The sequence below is a fragment of the Streptomyces sp. CB02414 genome (assembly GCF_001905385.1).
Classification (GTDB): domain Bacteria; phylum Actinomycetota; class Actinomycetes; order Streptomycetales; family Streptomycetaceae; genus Streptomyces.
The window spans coordinates 135,052-153,254 of record NZ_LIPF01000011.1 but is presented as its reverse complement, the minus strand read 5'-3'; the positions used below and the strand labels follow the sequence as shown (position 1 = coordinate 153,254).

Sequence of the window (18,203 nt, the reverse complement as noted above, 5' to 3'; positions counted from 1 at the left end):
CGGCTGGTGAGAGGCACTGTGTCAGTCCCCAAGAAGGCGGATGACGCCAAGGCGGACCCACCCGCCAAGAAGAAGGCGGACAACAACCAGGCCTCGTCCCACACGCTTCTGGAAGGGCGGCTCGGCTATCAGCTCGAGTCCGCCCTTCTGGTGCGTGCACTGACCCACCGTTCCTACGCGTACGAGAACGGCGGTCTGCCGACGAACGAGCGGCTGGAGTTCCTCGGTGACTCCGTCCTCGGCCTCGTCGTCACGGACACGCTGTACCGCACCCACCCCGACCTGCCCGAAGGCCAGCTGGCCAAGCTGCGGGCCGCGGTGGTCAACTCGCGTGCGCTGGCGGAGGTGGGCCGCGGGCTCGAACTCGGCTCCTTCATCCGGCTCGGCCGCGGTGAAGAGGGCACGGGCGGCCGGGACAAGGCATCCATCCTCGCCGACACCCTCGAAGCGGTGATCGGCGCGGTCTATCTCGATCAGGGCCTCGACGCGGCCTCCGAACTGGTGCACCGCCTGTTCGACCCGCTGATCGAGAAGTCCTCCAACCTCGGTGCCGGCCTGGACTGGAAGACCAGCCTCCAGGAACTCACCGCGACCGAAGGGCTCGGCGTCCCCGAGTACCTGGTCACGGAGACCGGCCCCGACCACGAGAAGACCTTCACTGCTGCCGCCCGCGTCGGAGGCGTCTCGTACGGCACCGGCACCGGCCGCAGCAAGAAGGAGGCGGAGCAGCAGGCCGCGGAATCCGCGTGGCGGTCGATCAAGACCGGTGCGGACGAGCGCGCCAAGGCGACGGCCGACCAGCCGTCCGCCGAAGCCACCGAGGCCGCCGACGCCTCGTCGGCCTCCGCCTGACCCACCCGTACCACCACACGTATCGAACGCCCGCCCCGCCACCGGGGTGGGCGTTCGATACGTCCATCGGACCGTTCCAGGGGATGCCATGCCCGAGTTGCCCGAGGTCGAAGTCGTCCGGCGCGGCCTGGAGCGCTGGGTCGCCCACCGCACCGTCGCCGACGCCGAGGTGCTCCACCCGCGCGCGGTACGCCGGCACATCGCCGGCCCCGACGACTTCGCCCACCGTCTGAAGGGCCACCGCATCGGCACGCCCAGCCGCCGAGGCAAGTACCTGTGGCTGCCCCTGGAGGACACCGGCCAGGCGGTCCTCGCCCACCTCGGCATGAGCGGCCAGCTCCTCGTCCAGCCCCACGAGGCACCCGCCGAGAAGCACCTGCGCGTCCGCGTCCGCTTCACCGACGCCCTCGGCACCGAACTCCGCTTCGTCGACCAGCGCACCTTCGGCGGCCTCTCCCTGCACGAGACCAGCCCCGACGGCCTGCCCGACGTCATCGCGCACATCGCCCGCGACCCGCTCGACCCGCTCTTCGACGACGAGGCCTTCCACCTCGCCCTGCGCCGCAAGCGCACCACCGTCAAACGGGCCCTGCTCGACCAGTCCCTGATCAGCGGCGTCGGCAACATCTACGCCGACGAGGCCCTGTGGCGCTCCCGCCTGCACTACGAACGCCCCACCGCGACCCTCACCCGCCCCCGCACCGCCGAACTCCTCGGCCACGTCCGGGACGTGATGAACGCCGCCCTCGCCGTCGGCGGCACCAGCTTCGACAGCCTTTACGTCAACGTCAACGGCGAATCCGGCTACTTCGACCGCTCCCTCGACGCATACGGCCGCGAGGACCTGCCCTGCCGCCGCTGCGCCACACCCATGCGCCGCCGGCCGTGGATGAACCGCTCCAGCTACTTCTGCCCGAAGTGCCAGCGCCCACCGAGGACCGCCCCGTAGGCGATCACCCCGCAGACGTCCGGCGCGCGTCGTCGTACCGCTCCCGCGACGCCAGGACCTCGTCCATCCGCCCCTCCAGGCACTGGATGAGCGCGATCAGCCGCCCGGCCACCTCACGCCCCAGCGGGGTGAGCTCGTAGTCCACGCGCGGCGGGTTGGTCGGCTGGGCCTCGCGGTGCACCAGACCGTCGCGCTCCAGCGCGTGCAGCGTCTGGGCCAGCATCTTCTCGCTGACGCCGTCGACACGGCGCCGCAGCTCGTTGAAGCGGAAGGACCCCTCGTGCAACGCCCCGAGCGTCAGCGCGCCCCAGCGCCCCGTGACGTGCTCCAGGGTGCCGCGCGAGGGACAGGCCCGGGAGAACACGTCGTACGGCAGCTCCTGCTCCGCCGTGCGCTCCTGCGTGGTCGACATACCGCCAGCGTACGTGGGCCGGGGTCAGTAGCCGAAGTTCTGCGTCCACCACGGCCCGCCGGAGCCGAAGTGGACGCCGACGCCCAGGGTCTGGAAGTCGCAGTTCAGGATGTTGGCGCGGTGGCCGGGGCTGTCCATCCAGGCGTCCATCACGGCCTGGGCGTCGGCCTGGCCGCGGGCTATGTTCTCGCCGCCGAGGGTGCTTATGCCGGCCGCCTCGGCACGGTCCCAGGGGGTCACGCCGCCGGGGTCGGTGTGGTCGAAGAAGCCCTGCTCGGCCATGGACCGGCTGAAGTCCTCGGCGAGTCCGGTCAGGGCGCTGTTCGCGGCCAGCGGGCGGCAGCCCACCTTGGCCCGCTCGTCGTTGACCAGCTTGAGCACCTGGGCCTGGGCGACGGCCTGCTCCGAGGACGCCGCAGGCGCGCTGGGCTTCGCCGGTTCCTTCGTGGCCGGCCGGGAGGGCGTGGGCTTCGGCTTCTCGCTGGGAGTCGTCGACTCCGGCTTCCGGGACTTCGAGGGGGTCTCGGCGGGGGCGGCGGGCTTCGACGCCGGTGCCGAGGGGGAGGGCTTCTCGGACGGCGACTTGGAGGACGGAGCCTTCGAGGACGGGGCCTTCGAGGGGGTGGACCCGTCCGAGGACGGTGCGGAGGACCGGTCGGTGCCGCGGCTTGTGGCGGTGTCGCCGCCCCGGCCCGCCTCGGCGCTGCCGGAGGTGCCGCCCTGTCCGGACGGGGTGTTGGTCGGCACGTCCTGGGCCTGCACCCGGTCGCCCCCGCCGCTGCCGCCGTCGAAGCGGTAGTTGTCGAGGCCGGGCACCGTGCCCGTGGCCACCGCGACCGTGCCGATGGCGACCGCGGCGGAGACGCCGAGGAGGCCGGTACGGACAGGAGTGACGGCCTTCTTCCGGCGCCGGCGGCGCGTTCCCGCGTGCCGGTTGCCCTCGTCGGGGCTGAACCCGTCGCTCGGGAAGGGGACCGTGCGGCCGGCCTGCGGCTGGCCGCCGCCCTCGCCGCCGTCGGCGTCGTCCGGTGCGAACAGGTAGGCGTCGCTCTTCGCGCGGGCCTCGGCGTACGCCTCGGGGTTCAGGTAGGGCGCGATCCCCATCGTGGGGCGGTCGCCCGGTGCGGGCTGCTGCCCGGTCCGTCCCGTCGTACCGTCCGGCTGCCGGCTCCCCGCGGCGCGGCCCGTGGCGGCGCGGCCGGCGGCGGAGCGTCGGTGGCGTCCCATGTTCTGGCCCTCCTCGTCCTCGCGGTCCTGACGCGGGACGTGTCCTCGCGGTCGACGTTCCTCACGATCAACACGGAACTCACACGTTCGAGTGAGTTTCAGGTGAGATTCATTGGGTGGGGACGGTACCGCATGGCGCAAGGGGGTGAAGTGTCCGGCGAGACATTGACTGGTTAGCTTGCACCCATGAGCGAGGATGTACGGCTGGTCGCGTGGGTGCGCGGACAGGTTCAGGGTGTGGGTTTCCGCTGGTTCACGCGGGCCAGGGCGCTGGAACTCGGCGGGATGAGTGGTTTTGCTCTCAATCTGGCCGACGGGCGGGTCCAGGTCGTCGCGGAGGGCCCGCGCGAGCGCTGCGAGGGGCTGCTCGAATGGCTGCACGGTGACGACACGCCCGGACGCGTGGACGGTGTGACCGAGATCTGGGACACACCCCGAGGTGGTTACGAGGGCTTCGCCATCCGCTGACCCGGCGCCGCGCCAGGGGTCTCCGGCGCCCGGCAAGGCCCTCCCGGAAGGGCGTTCCGGGAGGGAAACGGGCAGGTGGTTGCCAAGAACGATGTCCTCGTGGCAGGCTCCCCACGCAGGATGATCGCCACGCCCCCAGGGGCCCGCAGGAGTCAGCGCGCCGCCGCTTCCCGGCCGCGTGCCCCCGGGCGCCCGCCGATACGGGGCGTGATCGTGTTGACCGTCAAACTTTTTGGTGAGACGCTGAAAGCCCCGCGCACCTTAGCTGTTTGGCATGGTTGAACGGCAGAAAAACTCCAAAGTGCCAAGCACCGCGGGTGCGATCCCTACACGACCCACACCGCTTCGGTCGGTCACTCATTGTGGAGGACCATCCATCATGGCAAAGGCGCTTCTCGGTTACGTCGGCGGCTCCGACCCGCGACTCCTCGCCGAGATGCGACGGCTCCAGCAGCGCGTCCAGGACCTGGAATCCGAGCTCGGACGGATCCAGGCGGAGAACGACGCGCTGGCGGCTGCCGCTTCTCACGACAGGATCATGGAGAGCATGGAGAGCGTTGACGCACACCAGGCGGAGCCTGCGCTCACCTGATCACTGCTGATCACTGCATCGCTCCACTACGACACGGCAGTGGTCGGGCCCGCCCGTACCACCGCAGGTGTCAGAGTCTGCAAGGGACGCTTCGGCGTCCCTTCTTTCTTGCCCCCGTCCCAGCGCCCGTGCCGTCCGGCCCCCGCCCGTTCCTGCCCCGCGCATCCTTTCACCCTCTTCAACGTCTGATGTGCCCTGCACGTTCACCCGTGAAACCGCGGTGGTTCACCGGTTCATGGAGTGAGACACCCGCGAAAGGTAGAGTCCGACGGCGTGCACTTGAAGGCCCTGACCCTGCGCGGGTTCAAGTCGTTCGCGTCGGCGACCACGCTCCGGTTCGAGCCCGGCATCACCTGCGTCGTCGGCCCGAACGGTTCGGGCAAGTCCAACGTCGTGGACGCGCTCAGCTGGGTCATGGGCGAACAGGGCGCCAAGTCGCTGCGCGGCGGCAAGATGGAGGACGTCATCTTCGCCGGCACCACCGGCCGCCCGCCGCTCGGCCGGGCCGAGGTGTCGCTGACCATCGACAACTCCGACGGGGCCCTGCCCATCGAGTACGCCGAGGTCACCATCACGCGGATCATGTTCCGCAACGGCGGCAGCGAATACCAGATCAACGGTGACACCTGCCGCCTCCTCGACATCCAGGAACTGCTCTCCGACTCCGGCATCGGCCGCGAGATGCACGTCATCGTCGGCCAGGGCCAGCTCGACTCCGTCCTGCACGCCGACCCGATGGGCCGCCGCGCCTTCATCGAAGAGGCCGCGGGCGTGCTCAAGCACCGCAAGCGCAAGGAGAAGGCGCTCCGCAAGCTCGACGCGATGCAGGCCAACCTCGCCCGCGTGCAGGACCTGACGGACGAGCTGCGCCGCCAGCTCAAACCGCTCGGCCGGCAGGCCGCCGTCGCCCGCCGCGCCGCCGTCATCCAGGCCGACCTGCGGGACGCGCGGCTCCGCCTCCTCGCCGACGACCTCGTACGGCTGCGCGAGGCACTGGACGCCGAGATCGCCGACGAGGCCGCGCTCAAGGAACGCAAGGAGACCGCCGAGCGGGAGCTCAGCCGGGCACTGCGCCGCGAGGCCGGCCTGGAGGACGAGGTCCGCCGGCTCACCCCGCGCCTCCAGCGCGCCCAGCAGACCTGGTACGAGCTGTCCCAGCTCGCCGAACGGGTGCGCGGCACGATCTCCCTCGCCGACGCCCGCGTCAAGAGCGCCACGTCCGCGCCCCCCGAGGAGCGCCGCGGCCGGGACCCGGAGGAACTGGAGCGCGAGGCCGCCCGCGTCCGCGAGCAGGAGGCCGAACTCGAAGCGACCCTGGAGGCGGCCGAACGCGCCCTGGAGGACACCGTCGCCCACCGCGCCGACCTCGAACGCGAACTGGCCCTGGAGGAGCGCCGCCTCAAGGACGCCGCCCGAGCCATCGCCGACCGCCGTGAGGGACTGGCCCGGCTCAGCGGGCAGGTCGGCGCCGCCCGTTCCCGCGCCGCCTCCGCCCAGGCCGAGATCGAGCGGCTGGCCGAGGCCCGCGACGAGTCCCGGGAACGGGCCGCCGCCGCACAGGAGGAGTACGAGGCGCTCCAGGCGGAGGTCGACGGACTCGACGCCGTCGACCAGGAACTCGCCGAGCGGCACGAAACCGCCAAGGGGCAGCTGACCGAGGCGGAGGCCGCCCTCAGTGCCGCCCGCGAGGCGGCCACCGCGGCGGAGCGCGAACGCGCGGCCACGCAGGCCCGCCACGAGGCCCTGGCCCTCGGGCTGCGCCGCAAGGACGGCACCGGCGCGGTCCTCGCCGCGAAGGACCGGCTCGCCGGACTGCTCGGCCCGGCCGCCGGACTCCTCACCGTGACGCCCGGTCACGAGGCCGCCCTGGCCACCGCCTTCGGCGCCGCCGCCGACGCCCTCGCCGTCACCTCCCCGGCGGCCGCCGCCGACGCCATCCGCCTGCTGCGCAAGCAGGACGCCGGCCGGGCCGCCCTGCTGCTCGCCGGCGCCCCCGACGACGTACCCGGCCGGAGCCCGGGCGACGGACCGCCGTACGCCGCCGACCTGGTCCGGGGCCCCGACGACCTGATGCCCGCCGTGCGGCGGCTGCTGCGCGGGATCGTCGTGGTCGGCACCCTGGAGGACGCCGAGGACCTCGTCTACGCCCACCCGGAGCTGACCGCCGTCACCGCCGAGGGCGACCTGCTGGGCGCGCACTTCGCGCAGGGCGGGTCCGCCGGGGCGCCCAGCCTGCTGGAGGTGCAGGCCTCCGTGGACCAGGCCGCGGCCGAACTGGCCGAGCTGGGCGTGCGGTGCGAGGAGCTGGCCGGGGCGCAGGAAGCGGCCGTCGAGCGGCGCCGGGAGTGCGCCGCCCTCGTCGAGGAGCTGGGGGAGCGGAGCCGGGCCGCCGACCGGGAGAAGTCGGCGGTCGCCCAGCAGCTCGGGCGGCTCGCGGGCCAGGCGCGGGGCGCCGCCGGTGAGGCGGAACGGTCCGCCGCCGCGGCCGCGCGGGCGCAGGAGGCGCTGGACAAGGCGCTCATGGAGGTCGAGGAACTGGCCGAGCGGCTGGCCGTCGCCGAGGAGATGCCGGTCGAGGAGGAACCGGACACCTCCGTGCGCGACCGGCTCGCCGCCGACGGCGCCAACGCCCGTCAGACGGAGATGGAGGCCAGGCTCCAGGCCCGTACGCACGAGGAGCGGGTCAAGGGCCTCGCCGGACGCGCCGACTCCCTGGACCGGGCCGCCCGCGCCGAACGTGAGGCACGCGCGCGTGCCGAACAGCGACGGGCCAGGCTCCGCCACGAGGCCGCCGTCGCCGAGGCGGTCGCCGCCGGCGCCCAGCAGCTGCTCGCGCACGTCGAGGTCTCCCTGACCCGCGCCGACGAGGAGCGCACCGCCGCCGACGCCGCCAAGGCCCGGCGCGAACAGGAGCTGACCGCCGCGCGCACCGCCGGGCGCGACCTCAAGGCGGAGCTCGACAAGTTGACGGATTCAGTCCACCGGGGCGAGGTACTCGGCGCCGAGAAGCGGCTGCGCATCGAGCAGCTGGAGACCAAGGCGCTGGAGGAACTCGGTGTGGAACCGGAGGGGCTCGCGGCCGAGTACGGCCCCCATCAAGAGGTGCCGCCCTCGCCCCCCGCCGAGGGCGAAGAGCTCCCCGCCGACCCGGAGCATCCGCGCAACCGCCCCCGGCCCTTCGTCCGCGCCGAGCAGGAGAAGCGTCTGAAGGCCGCCGAGCGCGCCTACCAGCAGCTCGGCAAGGTGAATCCGCTGGCGCTGGAGGAGTTCGCGGCGCTGGAGGAACGGCACCAGTTCCTCAGCGAGCAGCTGGAGGACCTGAAGAAGACCCGCGCAGACCTGCTCCAGGTCGTCAAGGAGGTCGACGAGCGCGTCGAGCAGGTCTTCACCGAGGCCTTCCGGGACACGGCCCGGGAGTTCGAGGGCGTCTTCAGCAGGCTGTTCCCGGGCGGTGACGGGCGGCTGATCCTGACCGACCCCGACAACATGCTCACCACGGGCGTGGACGTCGAGGCCCGGCCGCCGGGCAAGAAGGTCAAGCGGCTGTCGCTGCTGTCGGGCGGGGAGCGGTCGCTGACCGCGGTGGCGATGCTGGTGTCGATCTTCAAGGCGCGGCCCAGCCCGTTCTACGTCATGGACGAGGTCGAGGCGGCGCTCGACGACACCAACCTCCAGCGGCTGATCCGGATCATGCAGGAGCTGCAGGAGGCCTCGCAGCTGATCGTGATCACCCACCAGAAGCGCACGATGGAGGTCGCCGACGCGCTCTACGGCGTGTCCATGCAGGGCGACGGTGTGTCGAAGGTCATCAGCCAGCGGCTGCGCTAGTTCACTGGTCCTGACAGCAGGTACATAGCTTCAACTCTTGAACGAGTAACCCTCCGCTGCATCTCCAAACTCACACCTCTCGACCTATTGACTTCGAAACTTGAAGGCATAGTCTCTGCAACGTTGCTTTTACCTTCAGGTCCCTTCAGCTCCCTTCTGGCGGCACCTCGAAGGCGAACCACCCCGGCAGCGTTGCCGGTAGCCCGAGGAGTACACGTGGCCGACACATCGCAGGCATCATCAGGAGCCAGGACGGCTCACCCCGACCATCTCGGGCACGTCATCTTCATCGCCGCGGCGGCCGCGATGGGCGGTTTCCTCTTCGGCTACGACAGCTCCGTGATCAACGGCGCGGTCGAGGCCATCCGGGACCGCTACGACGTCGGTTCCGCGGTGCTGGCCCAGGTCATCGCCATCGCCCTGATCGGCTGTGCCATCGGCGCGGCGACCGCGGGCCGCATCGCCGACCGCATCGGCCGCATCCGCTGCATGCAGATCGCGGCGATCCTCTTCACCGTCAGTGCCGTCGGCTCCGCGCTGCCCTTCGCGCTGTGGGACCTCGCCATGTGGCGCGTCATCGGCGGCTTCGCCATCGGCATGGCCTCGGTGATCGGCCCCGCCTACATCGCCGAGGTCTCCCCGCCCGCCTACCGGGGCCGGCTCGGCTCCTTCCAGCAGGCCGCGATCGTCATCGGCATCGCCGTCTCGCAGCTCGTCAACTGGGGGCTCCTCAACGCCGCCGGCGGTGACCAGCGCGGTGAGCTGATGGGCCTGGAGGCCTGGCAGGTCATGCTGGGCATCATGGTGATCCCGGCGGTCCTTTACGGTCTGCTCTCCTTCGCCATCCCGGAGTCCCCGCGCTTCCTGATCTCCGTCGGCAAGCACGAGCGCGCCAAGAAGATCCTCGAAGAGGTCGAGGGCAAGGACGTGGACTTCGACGCCCGCGTCGCCGAGATCGAGCACGCCATGCACCGCGAGGAGAAGTCCTCCTTCAAGGACCTGCTCGGCGGCAGCTTCCTCTTCAAGAAGATCGTCTGGATCGGCATCGGCCTGTCGGTCTTCCAGCAGTTCGTCGGCATCAACGTCGCCTTCTACTACTCCGCGACGCTGTGGCAGTCGGTCGGCGTCGACCCGACGCAGTCCTTCTTCTACTCGTTCACGACGTCGATCATCAACATCGTCGGCACCGTGATCGCGATGATCTTCGTGGACCGCATCGGTCGCAAGCCGCTCGCCCTCATCGGCTCGGTCGGCATGGTCATCGGCCTCGCGCTGGAGGCCTGGGCCTTCTCCTTCGACCTGGTCGACGGCAAGCTCCCGGCCACGCAGGGCTGGGTCGCCCTGATCGCCGCCCACGTGTTCGTGCTCTTCTTCGCCCTGTCCTGGGGCGTGGTCGTCTGGGTCTTCCTCGGCGAGATGTTCCCGAACAGGCTGCGTGCCGCCGCGCTGGGCGTGGCCGCCGCCGCGCAGTGGATCGCCAACTGGGCCATCACCGCGAGCTTCCCGTCGCTGGCCGAGTGGAACCTCTCCGGCACGTACGTGATCTACACGATCTTCGCCGCACTCTCCATCCCCTTCGTCCTGAAGTTCGTCAAGGAGACGAAGGGCAAGGCCCTGGAGGAGATGGGCTGACCGCCCCGCCCCGAACTCGGGGAGAAGGGTCCAATCCCCGCTGCCCCTCTCCCCGTACCGTCCGCCGCCCCCGTCCGGTCACCTCCGGACGGGGGCGGCGGTGTGCCGGGCTCCGTTCACCGGATGAGGACGCCGGCGCCGATACGCCGGGCACGCCGCGTCGCCGCCTCGATGTTGTCCAGGCGGTCGCCGACCTCACGCGGGCGTACTCCCACCGCGGCGCTGATCACCCCCAGGTGGCACGCAGCAACAGGATCTCGTCCAGCAGGAGCGGCAGGTCCTCCGGCGCGACCTCCATCCACTCCCCGTCGAGCAGCGGAAGGAAGCGGGCGCCCAGCGAGCGCACCGCCTGAGACCCCCACACCTTCTGCCGCCACGACTCGAAGCCGGCCGAGTCGTTGACTCCACGGGTACAGGCAACCACCGCGCGGCCCGAACGGGCAACGGCCTTTCGCCGCGGTGCGTGTGCGCATACGACGACGCCCCCGCCTCCCGTGGCTTTGACGGGGAGCGGGGGCGGCGGCAGGTGCGCCGGCGTTCCTCAGACGGTCACGGTCTCGGCCGTCCGCTCGGACTGCTCCGCGGACGCCGCCGGGACGACCAGCGCCGGCTTCGGCAGCACCGCGTACAGCAGACCGGAGATCACGACCGTGGCCACCCAGCCCAACCCGTACTCGCCGACGAAGTTGTTCGTGGCCAGCGGGCCGGTGAACCAGTCGGAGGTGGTGAACATCAGGCCCGCGACCAGACCCACCGCCCAGGCGGCCACGGCGGCGAGGGAGAAGCCGCCCCGGTACCAGTACGCGCTGGTGCGCGTCGTGTCCGCCATCGCCGCGCCGTCGTACTCCCGCCCGCGCAGCATGTCCGCGCCGAAGACGCCGACCCACGCCGAGAAGGCGACCGCGAGCAGCGACAGGAAGGCGATGAAGGAGCCCATGAAGCTGGTCGCCACCAGCATCAGCACGCCGCCGAAGATCAGCGAGATGACCGCGTTGACCGAGACCGCCCAGTGGCGCGGGATCTTGAAGCCCAGGGTCTGCGCGGTGAAACCGGCCGAATACATGGACATCGAGTTGATCAGCAGCATGCCGATCAGGGCGATCAGCAGGTACGGCACCGCGATCCAGGTGGGCAGGATCTCACCGAGGAAGGACACCGGGTCGGCCGCCGAGGCCAGGTCCGGCGTGGAGACGGCCATGATCATGCCCATCAGGACCATGGGCAGTACGACGATGCCCGCGCCGCCGACCGTGACGCCCACGATCCCCTTCGAGGAGGCCGTGCGCGGCAGGTACCGGGTGAAGTCCGGGGCGGACGGGATCCAGCTCACGCCGCCGGCCGCGATCAGGCCGACGCCCGTGATCATCGCGGCCACCGACCCCGCGGACCGGTCGAAGACCGCGGACCAGTCGGTGTCGACGACCAGGTAGCCCAGCACCAGCACCGAGAAGGCGCCGAAGAGGTACGTCGCGTACTTGTTGCACTTCTGCACGGCGTTGATGCCCAGCCCGGAGATCGCGAACGTCGCCACCACGAAGGCGAGCAGCGTCACCATGTCCAGCACGCTGTTGGCCTTGATGCCGAACACGATGTCCAGCACGGTGAGCACGGCGTACGCGCCGGTCACCGCGTTGATCGTCTCCCAGCCCCAGCGGGCGATCCAGATCAGCGAACCGGGCAGCAGGTTGCCCCGCTGGCCGAACACCGCGCGGGAGAGCGCCATGCCGGGCGCGCCACCGCGCTTGCCGGCGATGCCGATCAGCCCGACCAGGCCGTACGACACGACCGGCGCGGCGGCCGCGACGACCAGGGCCTGCCAGAAGTTGAGCTGGTACGCCACGACGAGGCTCGCGCCCATCGTGAGCAGCAGCACGCTGATGTTGGCGCCGACCCAGGTCGGGAAAAGCTCGCGGGTGCGGGCGGTGCGCTCGTGGTCGGGCACCTGCTCGATGCCGCGGGTTTCCAGTGCGCCTTCGGTCTCGGCGGTCTTGCTCATGTGGGGGGTCCGTGCCTCGATCGTGTGAGAAGAGGAGTCGGTCGGGACTCTACGCGCGTTGACGTGGCCTCTACCATCGTACTTTGATCCGACTCCTTCCTTCCAGTGCCCTTTGTCCTTTGTGGAAAGCCACAAGCGGGCTGTCCTCGGGGTCCATGGCTGATACTGGACGGGTTATGGAAATCGTCATCCTTGCTGTAGTCATCGCCGTGGTCGTGATCGGCGCGCTCGGCGGGCTGATCGTGGGCAGCCGCCGCAAGAAGCAGCTGCCTCCGCCGCCCCCGTCCGCGCCCGACATCACCGCCCCTCCGACCGAGCCGCACGTCGGCGAAGAGGCCGAGACGCCGCGCGACGAACCGCGCCGGACGATAGAGGAGGTCGACCTCCCGGACGGCGGCACCGCCACCGTCGAGGAGCCGCCCGTCGTCGAAGAGCTCGAGGTCCCTCAGCTCGAGGTTCCCGAGCCCACCGCCGGCCGTCTGGTCCGGCTCCGTGCCCGCCTCTCCCGCTCGCAGAACGCCCTCGGCAAGGGCCTGCTCACCCTGCTCTCGCGGGAGCACCTCGACGACGACACCTGGGAGGAGATCGAGGACACGCTGCTCACCGCCGACGTCGGTGTGCAGCCCACGCAGGAGCTGGTCGAGCGGCTGCGCGAGCGGGTGAAGGTGCTCGGCACCCGCACTCCCGAGGAGCTGCGCGGCCTGCTGCGCGAAGAGCTGATCAACCTGGTCGGCCCCGACATGGACCGTGAGGTCAAGACCGAGCCGCCGAACAGCAAGCCCGGCATCGTCATGGTCGTCGGGGTGAACGGCACCGGCAAGACCACCACCACCGGCAAGCTCGCCCGCGTCCTGGTCGCCGACGGCCGCAGCGTCGTCCTCGGCGCCGCCGACACCTTCCGTGCCGCCGCCGCCGACCAGCTCCAGACCTGGGGCGAGCGGGTCGGCGCCCACACCGTGCGCGGCCCGGAGGGCGGCGACCCGGCCTCCGTCGCCTTCGACGCGGTCAAGGAGGGCAAGGAGCTCGGCTCGGACGTCGTACTCATCGACACCGCCGGCCGCCTGCACACCAAGACCGGGCTCATGGACGAGCTGGGCAAGGTCAAGCGGGTCGTGGAGAAGCACGCGCCGCTGGACGAGGTGCTGCTCGTGCTCGACGCCACCACCGGCCAGAACGGCCTGATCCAGGCCCGCGTCTTCGCCGAGGTCGTCGACATCACCGGCATCGTGCTGACCAAGCTGGACGGCACGGCCAAGGGCGGCATCGTCGTCGCGGTGCAGCGCGAGCTGGGCGTGCCGGTCAAGCTGATCGGGCTCGGTGAGGGCGCGGACAACCTGGCGCCGTTCGAGCCGGCGGCCTTCGTGGATGCCCTCATCGGCGAGTGACGCCGCCGCGGCACCACGAGCGGAAGCGCCCGCTCCCGGATTTCGGCCGGGGGACGGGCGCTTCGCCGTGTGCGGAAGGGGCGTCCTTCGCGGAGGATGGCGGACGGTCGGGTCGCACCGTGTCCTGGCGGACGCTTCCGGCCTCGGCAGGTGCGGGCCGGCAGTGGCTCTACACCCGCGACCGATGGGCGACGTACGCCAGCGTCCCCAGCAGCAGCCGGGCCGCCGGTGGCTTCGTCGCCGAGTCGAGGGCCGGCGGGCGCAGCCAGCGCACCGGGCCCAGGCCGCCGCGGTCGGAGGGCGGGGCCGTGACGTACGCGCCGGGGCCGAGGCCGCGCAGGTCCAGGGCCAAGGGGTAGTCCCAGCCCATGCGGTAGAGCAGCCGGGGGAGTTCGGCGGCGGCGCCCGGGGCGACGAAGAAGTGGGCGCGGCCCTGCGGGGTCGCCGTGACCGGCCCGAGGGGCAGACCCATGCGCTCCAGCCGCGCCAGCGCCCGCACCCCGGCGGCCTCGGCCACCTCGATCACGTCGAAACGCCGCCCGACCGGCAGCATCAACGCGGCGCCCGGGAACTGGGCCCAGGCCTCGCTCGCCTCGTCCAGGGTGGCCCCGGCGGGCACCCGGGGCGCGAAGTCCAGCGGGTGCGCGCCCGGCGCCGGGCAGTCGCGTCGCCCGCAGGAGCAGGCGCCGGCGGCGGCCCGGGCCCCCGGCACCACGTCCCAGCCCCACAGTCCGGTGAACTCGGCCACCGCGGTGCACTCCGTCGCGCGACCGCGGCGGCGCGTGCCGGACCGGATGTCGCGCATGCCCCGGGTGCCGCCGATGCCGATCGTGAAGCCCATGCCCCCTCCAACGGGTCCGACCCGACGCGGTTACGCAGCGGACGCGAAACGTGACTCTCTGCTTCCAACTCCCCAGTGTGGCGCGGTTCAGACAGCGTCCTGATGCACTCCGGGTCGCGTGCGGACCTGCGCACGCCCCGGTGTGCCCCGTTGCACCGACTCCCGGTTGGCCTATGTCAAGTGAATCGCGTGCAGGCCACCGCGAGTTCATTCGAAGGGGTGGCGAATGGTGGCGATTCCGCAATCGCCATGGCTGGACGGGTGATCGTAGGATTACTTTGTGTGCATGAAGCCGTGGGGCACATGCACTTGTGGGTATGCCGGAGGCAACTCGGCTTTCCGTTCGAAGGGTGGCAACCGCCGGACGGAGGGCCCCGACCACCGGCATTCTGATAGGGCTTGGCGCACTCGGCGACAGGTGGTTCCAGGGATGGGGGCGTTCCAGTGAGCGGCAACGGCGGAAGCGGTACGAGCGCGGGAAGCGCCTCGCACGCTGACAAGCGCCCCAACGAGCTGCTCACCTCCTGGTTCGCCCGCAGCGGCTGGTCCAAGGGCGAGCTGGCCCGCCAGGTCAACCGCCGGGCCCGCCAGCTGGGCGCCAACCACATCTCCACGGACACCTCACGCGTGCGCCGCTGGCTCGACGGTGAGAACCCGCGCGAGCCGATCCCGCGCATCCTCTCCGAGCTGTTCTCCGAACGCTTCGGTGTCGTCGTCTCCGTCGAGGACCTGGGCCTGCGCACCTCCCGCCCGGCTCCCTCGGCGACCGGCGTCGACCTGCCCTGGACGGGCCCGCAGACCGTGGCCCTGCTCAGCGAGTTCTCGCGCAGCGACCTGATGCTGGCGCGGCGCGGCTTCCTCGGGAGCTCGCTGGCCCTCTCCGCGGGCCCGTCCCTCATCGAGCCCATGCAGCGCTGGCTCGTCCCCTCGCCCCCGGCCCCCGGCGCCGGGCGCGAGTCCGCACCGGGCTCACGCGCGCGCGGGCGCCTGTCCAGGCCGGAGCTGGACCTGCTGGAGTCCACCGCGGTCATGTTCCGCCGCTGGGACGCCCAGTGCGGCGGCGGCCTGCGCCGCAAGGCGGTCGTCGGACAGCTGCACGAGGTGACCGACCTCCTCCAGGAACCGCAGGGCGAGGCCACCCGCGCCAAACTGTTCAAGGTCGCCGCCGAACTCGCCGAGCTGGCCGGCTGGATGTCGTACGACGTGGGGCTCCAGCCCACCGCGCAGAAGTACTTCGTCCTCGCCCTGCACGCCGCCAAGGAAGCCGGCGACCGGCCGCTCGGCTCCTACATCCTCTCCAGCATGAGCCGCCAGATGATCCACCTCGGCCGGCCCGACGACGCTCTGGAGCTGATCCACCTCGCGCAGTACGGCAGCCGGGACTGCGCCAGCCCCCGCACCCAGTCGATGCTGTACGCGATGGAGGCCCGCGCCTACGCCAACATGGGCCAGCCCGGCCGCTGCAAGCGCGCGGTGCGCATGGCGGAGGACACCTTCGCCGAGGCCGACGAGTGGGACGAGCCGGATCCCGACTGGATCCGCTTCTTCTCCGAGGCCGAGCTCTACGGCGAGAACAGCCACTCCTTCCGCGACCTCGCCTACGTCGCCGGCCGCAGCCCCACCTACGCCTCGCTGGCCGAGCCGCTGATGCGCCGCGCGGTGGAGCTGTTCGCCGAGGACGAGGAACACCAGCGCTCCTACGCGCTGAACCTGATCGGCATGGCCACCGTGCACCTGCTGCGCCGCGAGCCCGAGCAGAGCACCGGACTGGCCGTCGAGGCCATGGGCATCGCCAAGAAGGTCCGCTCCGAACGCGTCAACACCCGCATCCGCAAGACCGTCGACACGGCCGTACGCGATTTCGGCGACCTCGGCGAGGTCATCGACCTGACCGAACGGCTCGCGGTCGAGTTGCCGGAGACCGCCGAAGCGGTCTGAAACCCACCAGCCCCGGCCGCGGCCGGCCCTCCCGAACTGCCCGACTCGGCTCCCCCATGCCAGGTCATTCGGAGGCCGCCGCGGCCGGCCTCCTTTTTGCGCCTAAACCGGCGCCGCTCTCGCGGAGGTGGTTGCTCGCCGTGGGGGTTGCTCAATTGATGGTTGCGGCCGTCGTCGGGAAGGTCGCGTCACGATATCCGTGACCCGGCCCGAGGCTGGGCAGTTCACCGACGCGTAACACCCACAGCGCCTTCGTCACGCCGGCGAAACAACGAGGGGCGTCCACCGAAACCGCGCTGCGCCAATCTCTTGGCGCATAACCGGCCCACCCCTCACCGCCTGCCCAGGCTTCGCCCGCACCGGGCCGTACCGACGACGAGGAGACGCCGATGGCTCCAGCCATCACGCTCGCCGCAGAGACGGAGCTCTCTGCCGCCAACACGGGCTTCATGCTCATCTGCTCCGCCCTGGTGATGCTCATGACGCCGGCCCTGGCCTTCTTCTACGGAGGTATGGTCCGCGTCAAAAGCACCCTGAACATGCTGATGATGAGCTTCATCAGCCTCGGCATCGTCACCGTCCTGTGGGTGCTGTACGGCTTCTCCATGGCGTTCGGCACCGACACCGGCAGCATCGTCGGCTGGAACTCCGACTGGGTGGGCCTGAGCGACATCGGCCTGACCGAGCTGTGGGACGGCTACACCATCCCCGTCTTCGTCTTCCTGGTCTTCCAGCTGATGTTCGCCGTCCTCACCCCCGCCCTGATCAGCGGCGCCCTCGCGGACCGGGTCAAGTTCACCGCCTGGGCGCTGTTCATCACCCTGTGGGCCACCATCGTCTACTTCCCGGTCGCCCACTGGGTGTGGGGCGCCGGCGGCTGGGCCTTCGAACTGGGCGTCATCGACTTCGCCGGCGGTACGGCCGTGCACATCAACGCCGGTGCCGCCGCGCTCGGCGTGATCCTCGTCATCGGCAAGCGGGTCGGCTTCAAGAAGGACCCGATGCGCCCGCACAGCCTGCCGCTGGTCATGCTCGGCGCCGGCCTGCTGTGGTTCGGCTGGTTCGGCTTCAACGCCGGCTCCTGGCTCGGCAACGACGACGGCGTCGGCGCGCTGATGTTCGTCAACACCCAGGTCGCCACGGGTGCGGCCGTCCTCGGCTGGCTCGCCTACGAGAAGATCCGGCACGGCGCCTTCACCACGCTCGGCGCCGCCTCCGGCGCCGTCTCCGGCCTGGTCGCCATCACCCCGGCGGGCGGCGCGGTCTCCCCGCTCGGCGCCATCGCCATCGGCATCATCGCCGGCGTGCTCTGCGCCATGGCCGTCGGCCTGAAATACCGGTTCGGCTACGACGACTCCCTCGACGTCGTCGGCGTCCACCTCGTCGGCGGCATCCTCGGCTCCCTCCTCGTCGGCTTCTTCGCCACCGGCAAGGGTCAGTCCGACGTCGAGGGCCTGTTCTACGGCGGCGGCCTGGACCAGTTCTGGAAGCAGTGCGCCGGCGTCTTCGGCGTCCTCGCCTACTCCCTGGTCGTCTCCGCGATCCTCGCCCTGATCCTGCACAAGACGATCGGCATGCGGGTCCCGGAGGACGACGAGGTGACCGGCATCGACCAGGCCGAGCACGCCGAGACCGCGTACGACTTCAGCGGCGCCGGCGGCGGCGCCGCCCGGACGGCCGCATCCCCGGCCGCCCCCACGACCGCCGCCCAGGCCGAGAGCAAGAAGGTGGACGCATGAAGCTCATCACCGCCGTGGTCAAGCCGCACCGGCTCGACGAGATCAAGGAGGCCCTCCAGGCCTTCGGGGTGCACGGACTGACCGTGACGGAGGCCAGCGGCTACGGCCGCCAGCGCGGCCACACCGAGGTCTACCGCGGTGCCGAGTACACCGTCGACCTGGTGCCCAAGATCCGCATCGAGGTGCTGGCCGAGGACGAGGACGCCGAACAGCTCATCGAAGTCGTCGTCAAGGCGGCCCGCACCGGCAAGATCGGTGACGGAAAGGTCTGGTCGGTCCCCGTCGACACGGCCGTACGGGTCCGGACCGGCGAGCGCGGCCCGGACGCCCTCTGAGGCGCGACG

15 protein-coding genes are annotated in these 18,203 nt (G+C 71.2%); 10 read left to right on the top strand and 5 right to left on the bottom strand.

The annotated features are described in order from the left end of the window. Positions 1-6 precede the first annotated feature (6 nt). Together rnc and mutM are read left to right on the top strand one after the other, a co-directional pair. A complete protein-coding gene (gene rnc / locus AMK11_RS31880) occupies positions 7-852 on the top strand; it encodes a ribonuclease III (RefSeq protein WP_198941508.1) in 846 nt (281 codons plus the stop codon). A gap of 88 nt (positions 853-940) precedes the next feature. Then, entirely contained in the window at positions 941-1,801 is an 861-nt protein-coding gene (mutM, locus tag AMK11_RS31875; protein ID WP_073731599.1) for a bifunctional DNA-formamidopyrimidine glycosylase/DNA-(apurinic or apyrimidinic site) lyase, read from the top strand. Between the two features lie 4 nt (positions 1,802-1,805). On the opposite strand, the gene AMK11_RS31870 is transcribed toward mutM, so the two are convergent. After that, complete coding sequence (locus tag AMK11_RS31870) at positions 1,806-2,213, bottom strand: winged helix-turn-helix transcriptional regulator (RefSeq protein WP_073731598.1); 408 nt, start codon at positions 2,211-2,213, stop codon at positions 1,806-1,808. 24 nt (positions 2,214-2,237) lie between these two features. Further along, positions 2,238-3,440, bottom strand: a complete 1,203-nt coding sequence (locus AMK11_RS31865; protein ID WP_073731597.1) for a CAP domain-containing protein — start codon at positions 3,438-3,440, stop codon at positions 2,238-2,240. 186 nt (positions 3,441-3,626) lie between these two features. Between AMK11_RS31865 and AMK11_RS31860 the strand changes: the two genes are divergently transcribed. The 4 genes from AMK11_RS31860 to AMK11_RS31840 all read left to right on the top strand — a co-directional run bounded on the left by AMK11_RS31860 (position 3,627) and on the right by AMK11_RS31840 (position 9,960). Beyond that, positions 3,627-3,908, top strand: coding sequence for an acylphosphatase (locus AMK11_RS31860; protein ID WP_073731596.1), 282 nt, complete (start codon positions 3,627-3,629; stop codon positions 3,906-3,908). Between the two features lie 379 nt (positions 3,909-4,287). Then, positions 4,288-4,500, top strand: coding sequence for a hypothetical protein (locus AMK11_RS31850; protein WP_003973418.1), 213 nt, complete (start codon positions 4,288-4,290; stop codon positions 4,498-4,500). Positions 4,501-4,773: 273 nt separating this feature from the next. Next, on the top strand, positions 4,774-8,328 hold the full coding sequence (smc, locus tag AMK11_RS31845) for a chromosome segregation protein SMC (protein WP_073731594.1): 3,555 nt from the start codon (positions 4,774-4,776) through the stop codon (positions 8,326-8,328). Positions 8,329-8,544: 216 nt separating this feature from the next. Continuing rightward, the gene (locus tag AMK11_RS31840; RefSeq protein ID WP_073731593.1) at positions 8,545-9,960 is read left to right on the top strand and encodes a sugar porter family MFS transporter; all 1,416 of its coding nucleotides are present in this window, start codon (positions 8,545-8,547) and stop codon (positions 9,958-9,960) included. A gap of 226 nt (positions 9,961-10,186) precedes the next feature. Here AMK11_RS31840 and AMK11_RS38255 read toward each other — a convergent pair whose 3' ends face one another. Both AMK11_RS38255 and AMK11_RS31835 read right to left on the bottom strand, forming a co-directional pair. Then, positions 10,187-10,384 (bottom strand): hypothetical protein, encoded by a 198-nt coding sequence (locus AMK11_RS38255; protein ID WP_198941507.1) that lies wholly within the window; start codon positions 10,382-10,384, stop codon positions 10,187-10,189. Positions 10,385-10,501: 117 nt separating this feature from the next. Further along, positions 10,502-11,956: a cytosine permease gene (locus tag AMK11_RS31835; RefSeq protein ID WP_073731592.1), complete on the bottom strand. Its 1,455-nt coding sequence runs from the start codon at positions 11,954-11,956 to the stop codon at positions 10,502-10,504. A 176-nt stretch (positions 11,957-12,132) separates the two neighbouring features. Between AMK11_RS31835 and ftsY the strand changes: the two genes are divergently transcribed. Then, a complete protein-coding gene (gene ftsY, locus AMK11_RS31830; protein ID WP_073731591.1) occupies positions 12,133-13,341 on the top strand; it encodes a signal recognition particle-docking protein FtsY in 1,209 nt (402 codons plus the stop codon). Positions 13,342-13,510: 169 nt separating this feature from the next. Here ftsY and AMK11_RS31825 read toward each other — a convergent pair whose 3' ends face one another. Next, complete coding sequence (locus AMK11_RS31825; protein ID WP_073731590.1) at positions 13,511-14,182, bottom strand: bifunctional DNA primase/polymerase; 672 nt, start codon at positions 14,180-14,182, stop codon at positions 13,511-13,513. Between the two features lie 444 nt (positions 14,183-14,626). Here AMK11_RS31825 and nsdA point away from each other — a divergent pair, with 444 nt between their 5' ends. The 3 genes from nsdA to AMK11_RS31810 all read left to right on the top strand — a co-directional run bounded on the left by nsdA (position 14,627) and on the right by AMK11_RS31810 (position 18,194). Then, on the top strand, positions 14,627-16,120 hold the full coding sequence (gene nsdA / locus AMK11_RS31820; protein WP_073731589.1) for a transcriptional repressor NsdA: 1,494 nt from the start codon (positions 14,627-14,629) through the stop codon (positions 16,118-16,120). Positions 16,121-16,509: 389 nt separating this feature from the next. After that, positions 16,510-17,859 carry an ammonium transporter gene (locus AMK11_RS31815; protein WP_073731588.1) on the top strand — a complete coding sequence of 450 codons (1,350 nt, stop codon included), beginning with the start codon at positions 16,510-16,512 and terminating at the stop codon, positions 17,857-17,859. After that, positions 17,856-18,194, top strand: coding sequence for a P-II family nitrogen regulator (locus AMK11_RS31810; RefSeq protein WP_073731587.1), 339 nt, complete (start codon positions 17,856-17,858; stop codon positions 18,192-18,194). The genes AMK11_RS31815 and AMK11_RS31810 overlap by 4 nt, the downstream gene beginning before the upstream one ends. Positions 18,195-18,203: the final 9 nt, after the last annotated feature.

What these genes read in the sequence shown, in the direction of transcription:
- mutM (WP_073731599.1), top strand. Translation starts at nt 941, where the DNA reads ATGCCCGAGTTGCCCGAGGTCGAAGTCGTCCGGCGCGGCCTGGAGCGC.
- AMK11_RS31870 (WP_073731598.1), bottom strand. Translation starts at nt 2,213, where the DNA reads ATGTCGACCACGCAGGAGCGCACGGCGGAGCAGGAGCTGCCGTACGAC.
- AMK11_RS31865 (WP_073731597.1), bottom strand. Translation starts at nt 3,440, where the DNA reads ATGGGACGCCACCGACGCTCCGCCGCCGGCCGCGCCGCCACGGGCCGC.
- AMK11_RS31860 (WP_073731596.1), top strand. Translation starts at nt 3,627, where the DNA reads ATGAGCGAGGATGTACGGCTGGTCGCGTGGGTGCGCGGACAGGTTCAG.
- AMK11_RS31850 (WP_003973418.1), top strand. Translation starts at nt 4,288, where the DNA reads ATGGCAAAGGCGCTTCTCGGTTACGTCGGCGGCTCCGACCCGCGACTC.
- AMK11_RS31835 (WP_073731592.1), bottom strand. Translation starts at nt 11,956, where the DNA reads ATGAGCAAGACCGCCGAGACCGAAGGCGCACTGGAAACCCGCGGCATC.
- ftsY (WP_073731591.1), top strand. Translation starts at nt 12,133, where the DNA reads ATGGAAATCGTCATCCTTGCTGTAGTCATCGCCGTGGTCGTGATCGGC.
- AMK11_RS31825 (WP_073731590.1), bottom strand. Translation starts at nt 14,182, where the DNA reads ATGGGCTTCACGATCGGCATCGGCGGCACCCGGGGCATGCGCGACATC.
- AMK11_RS31815 (WP_073731588.1), top strand. Translation starts at nt 16,510, where the DNA reads ATGGCTCCAGCCATCACGCTCGCCGCAGAGACGGAGCTCTCTGCCGCC.
- AMK11_RS31810 (WP_073731587.1), top strand. Translation starts at nt 17,856, where the DNA reads ATGAAGCTCATCACCGCCGTGGTCAAGCCGCACCGGCTCGACGAGATC.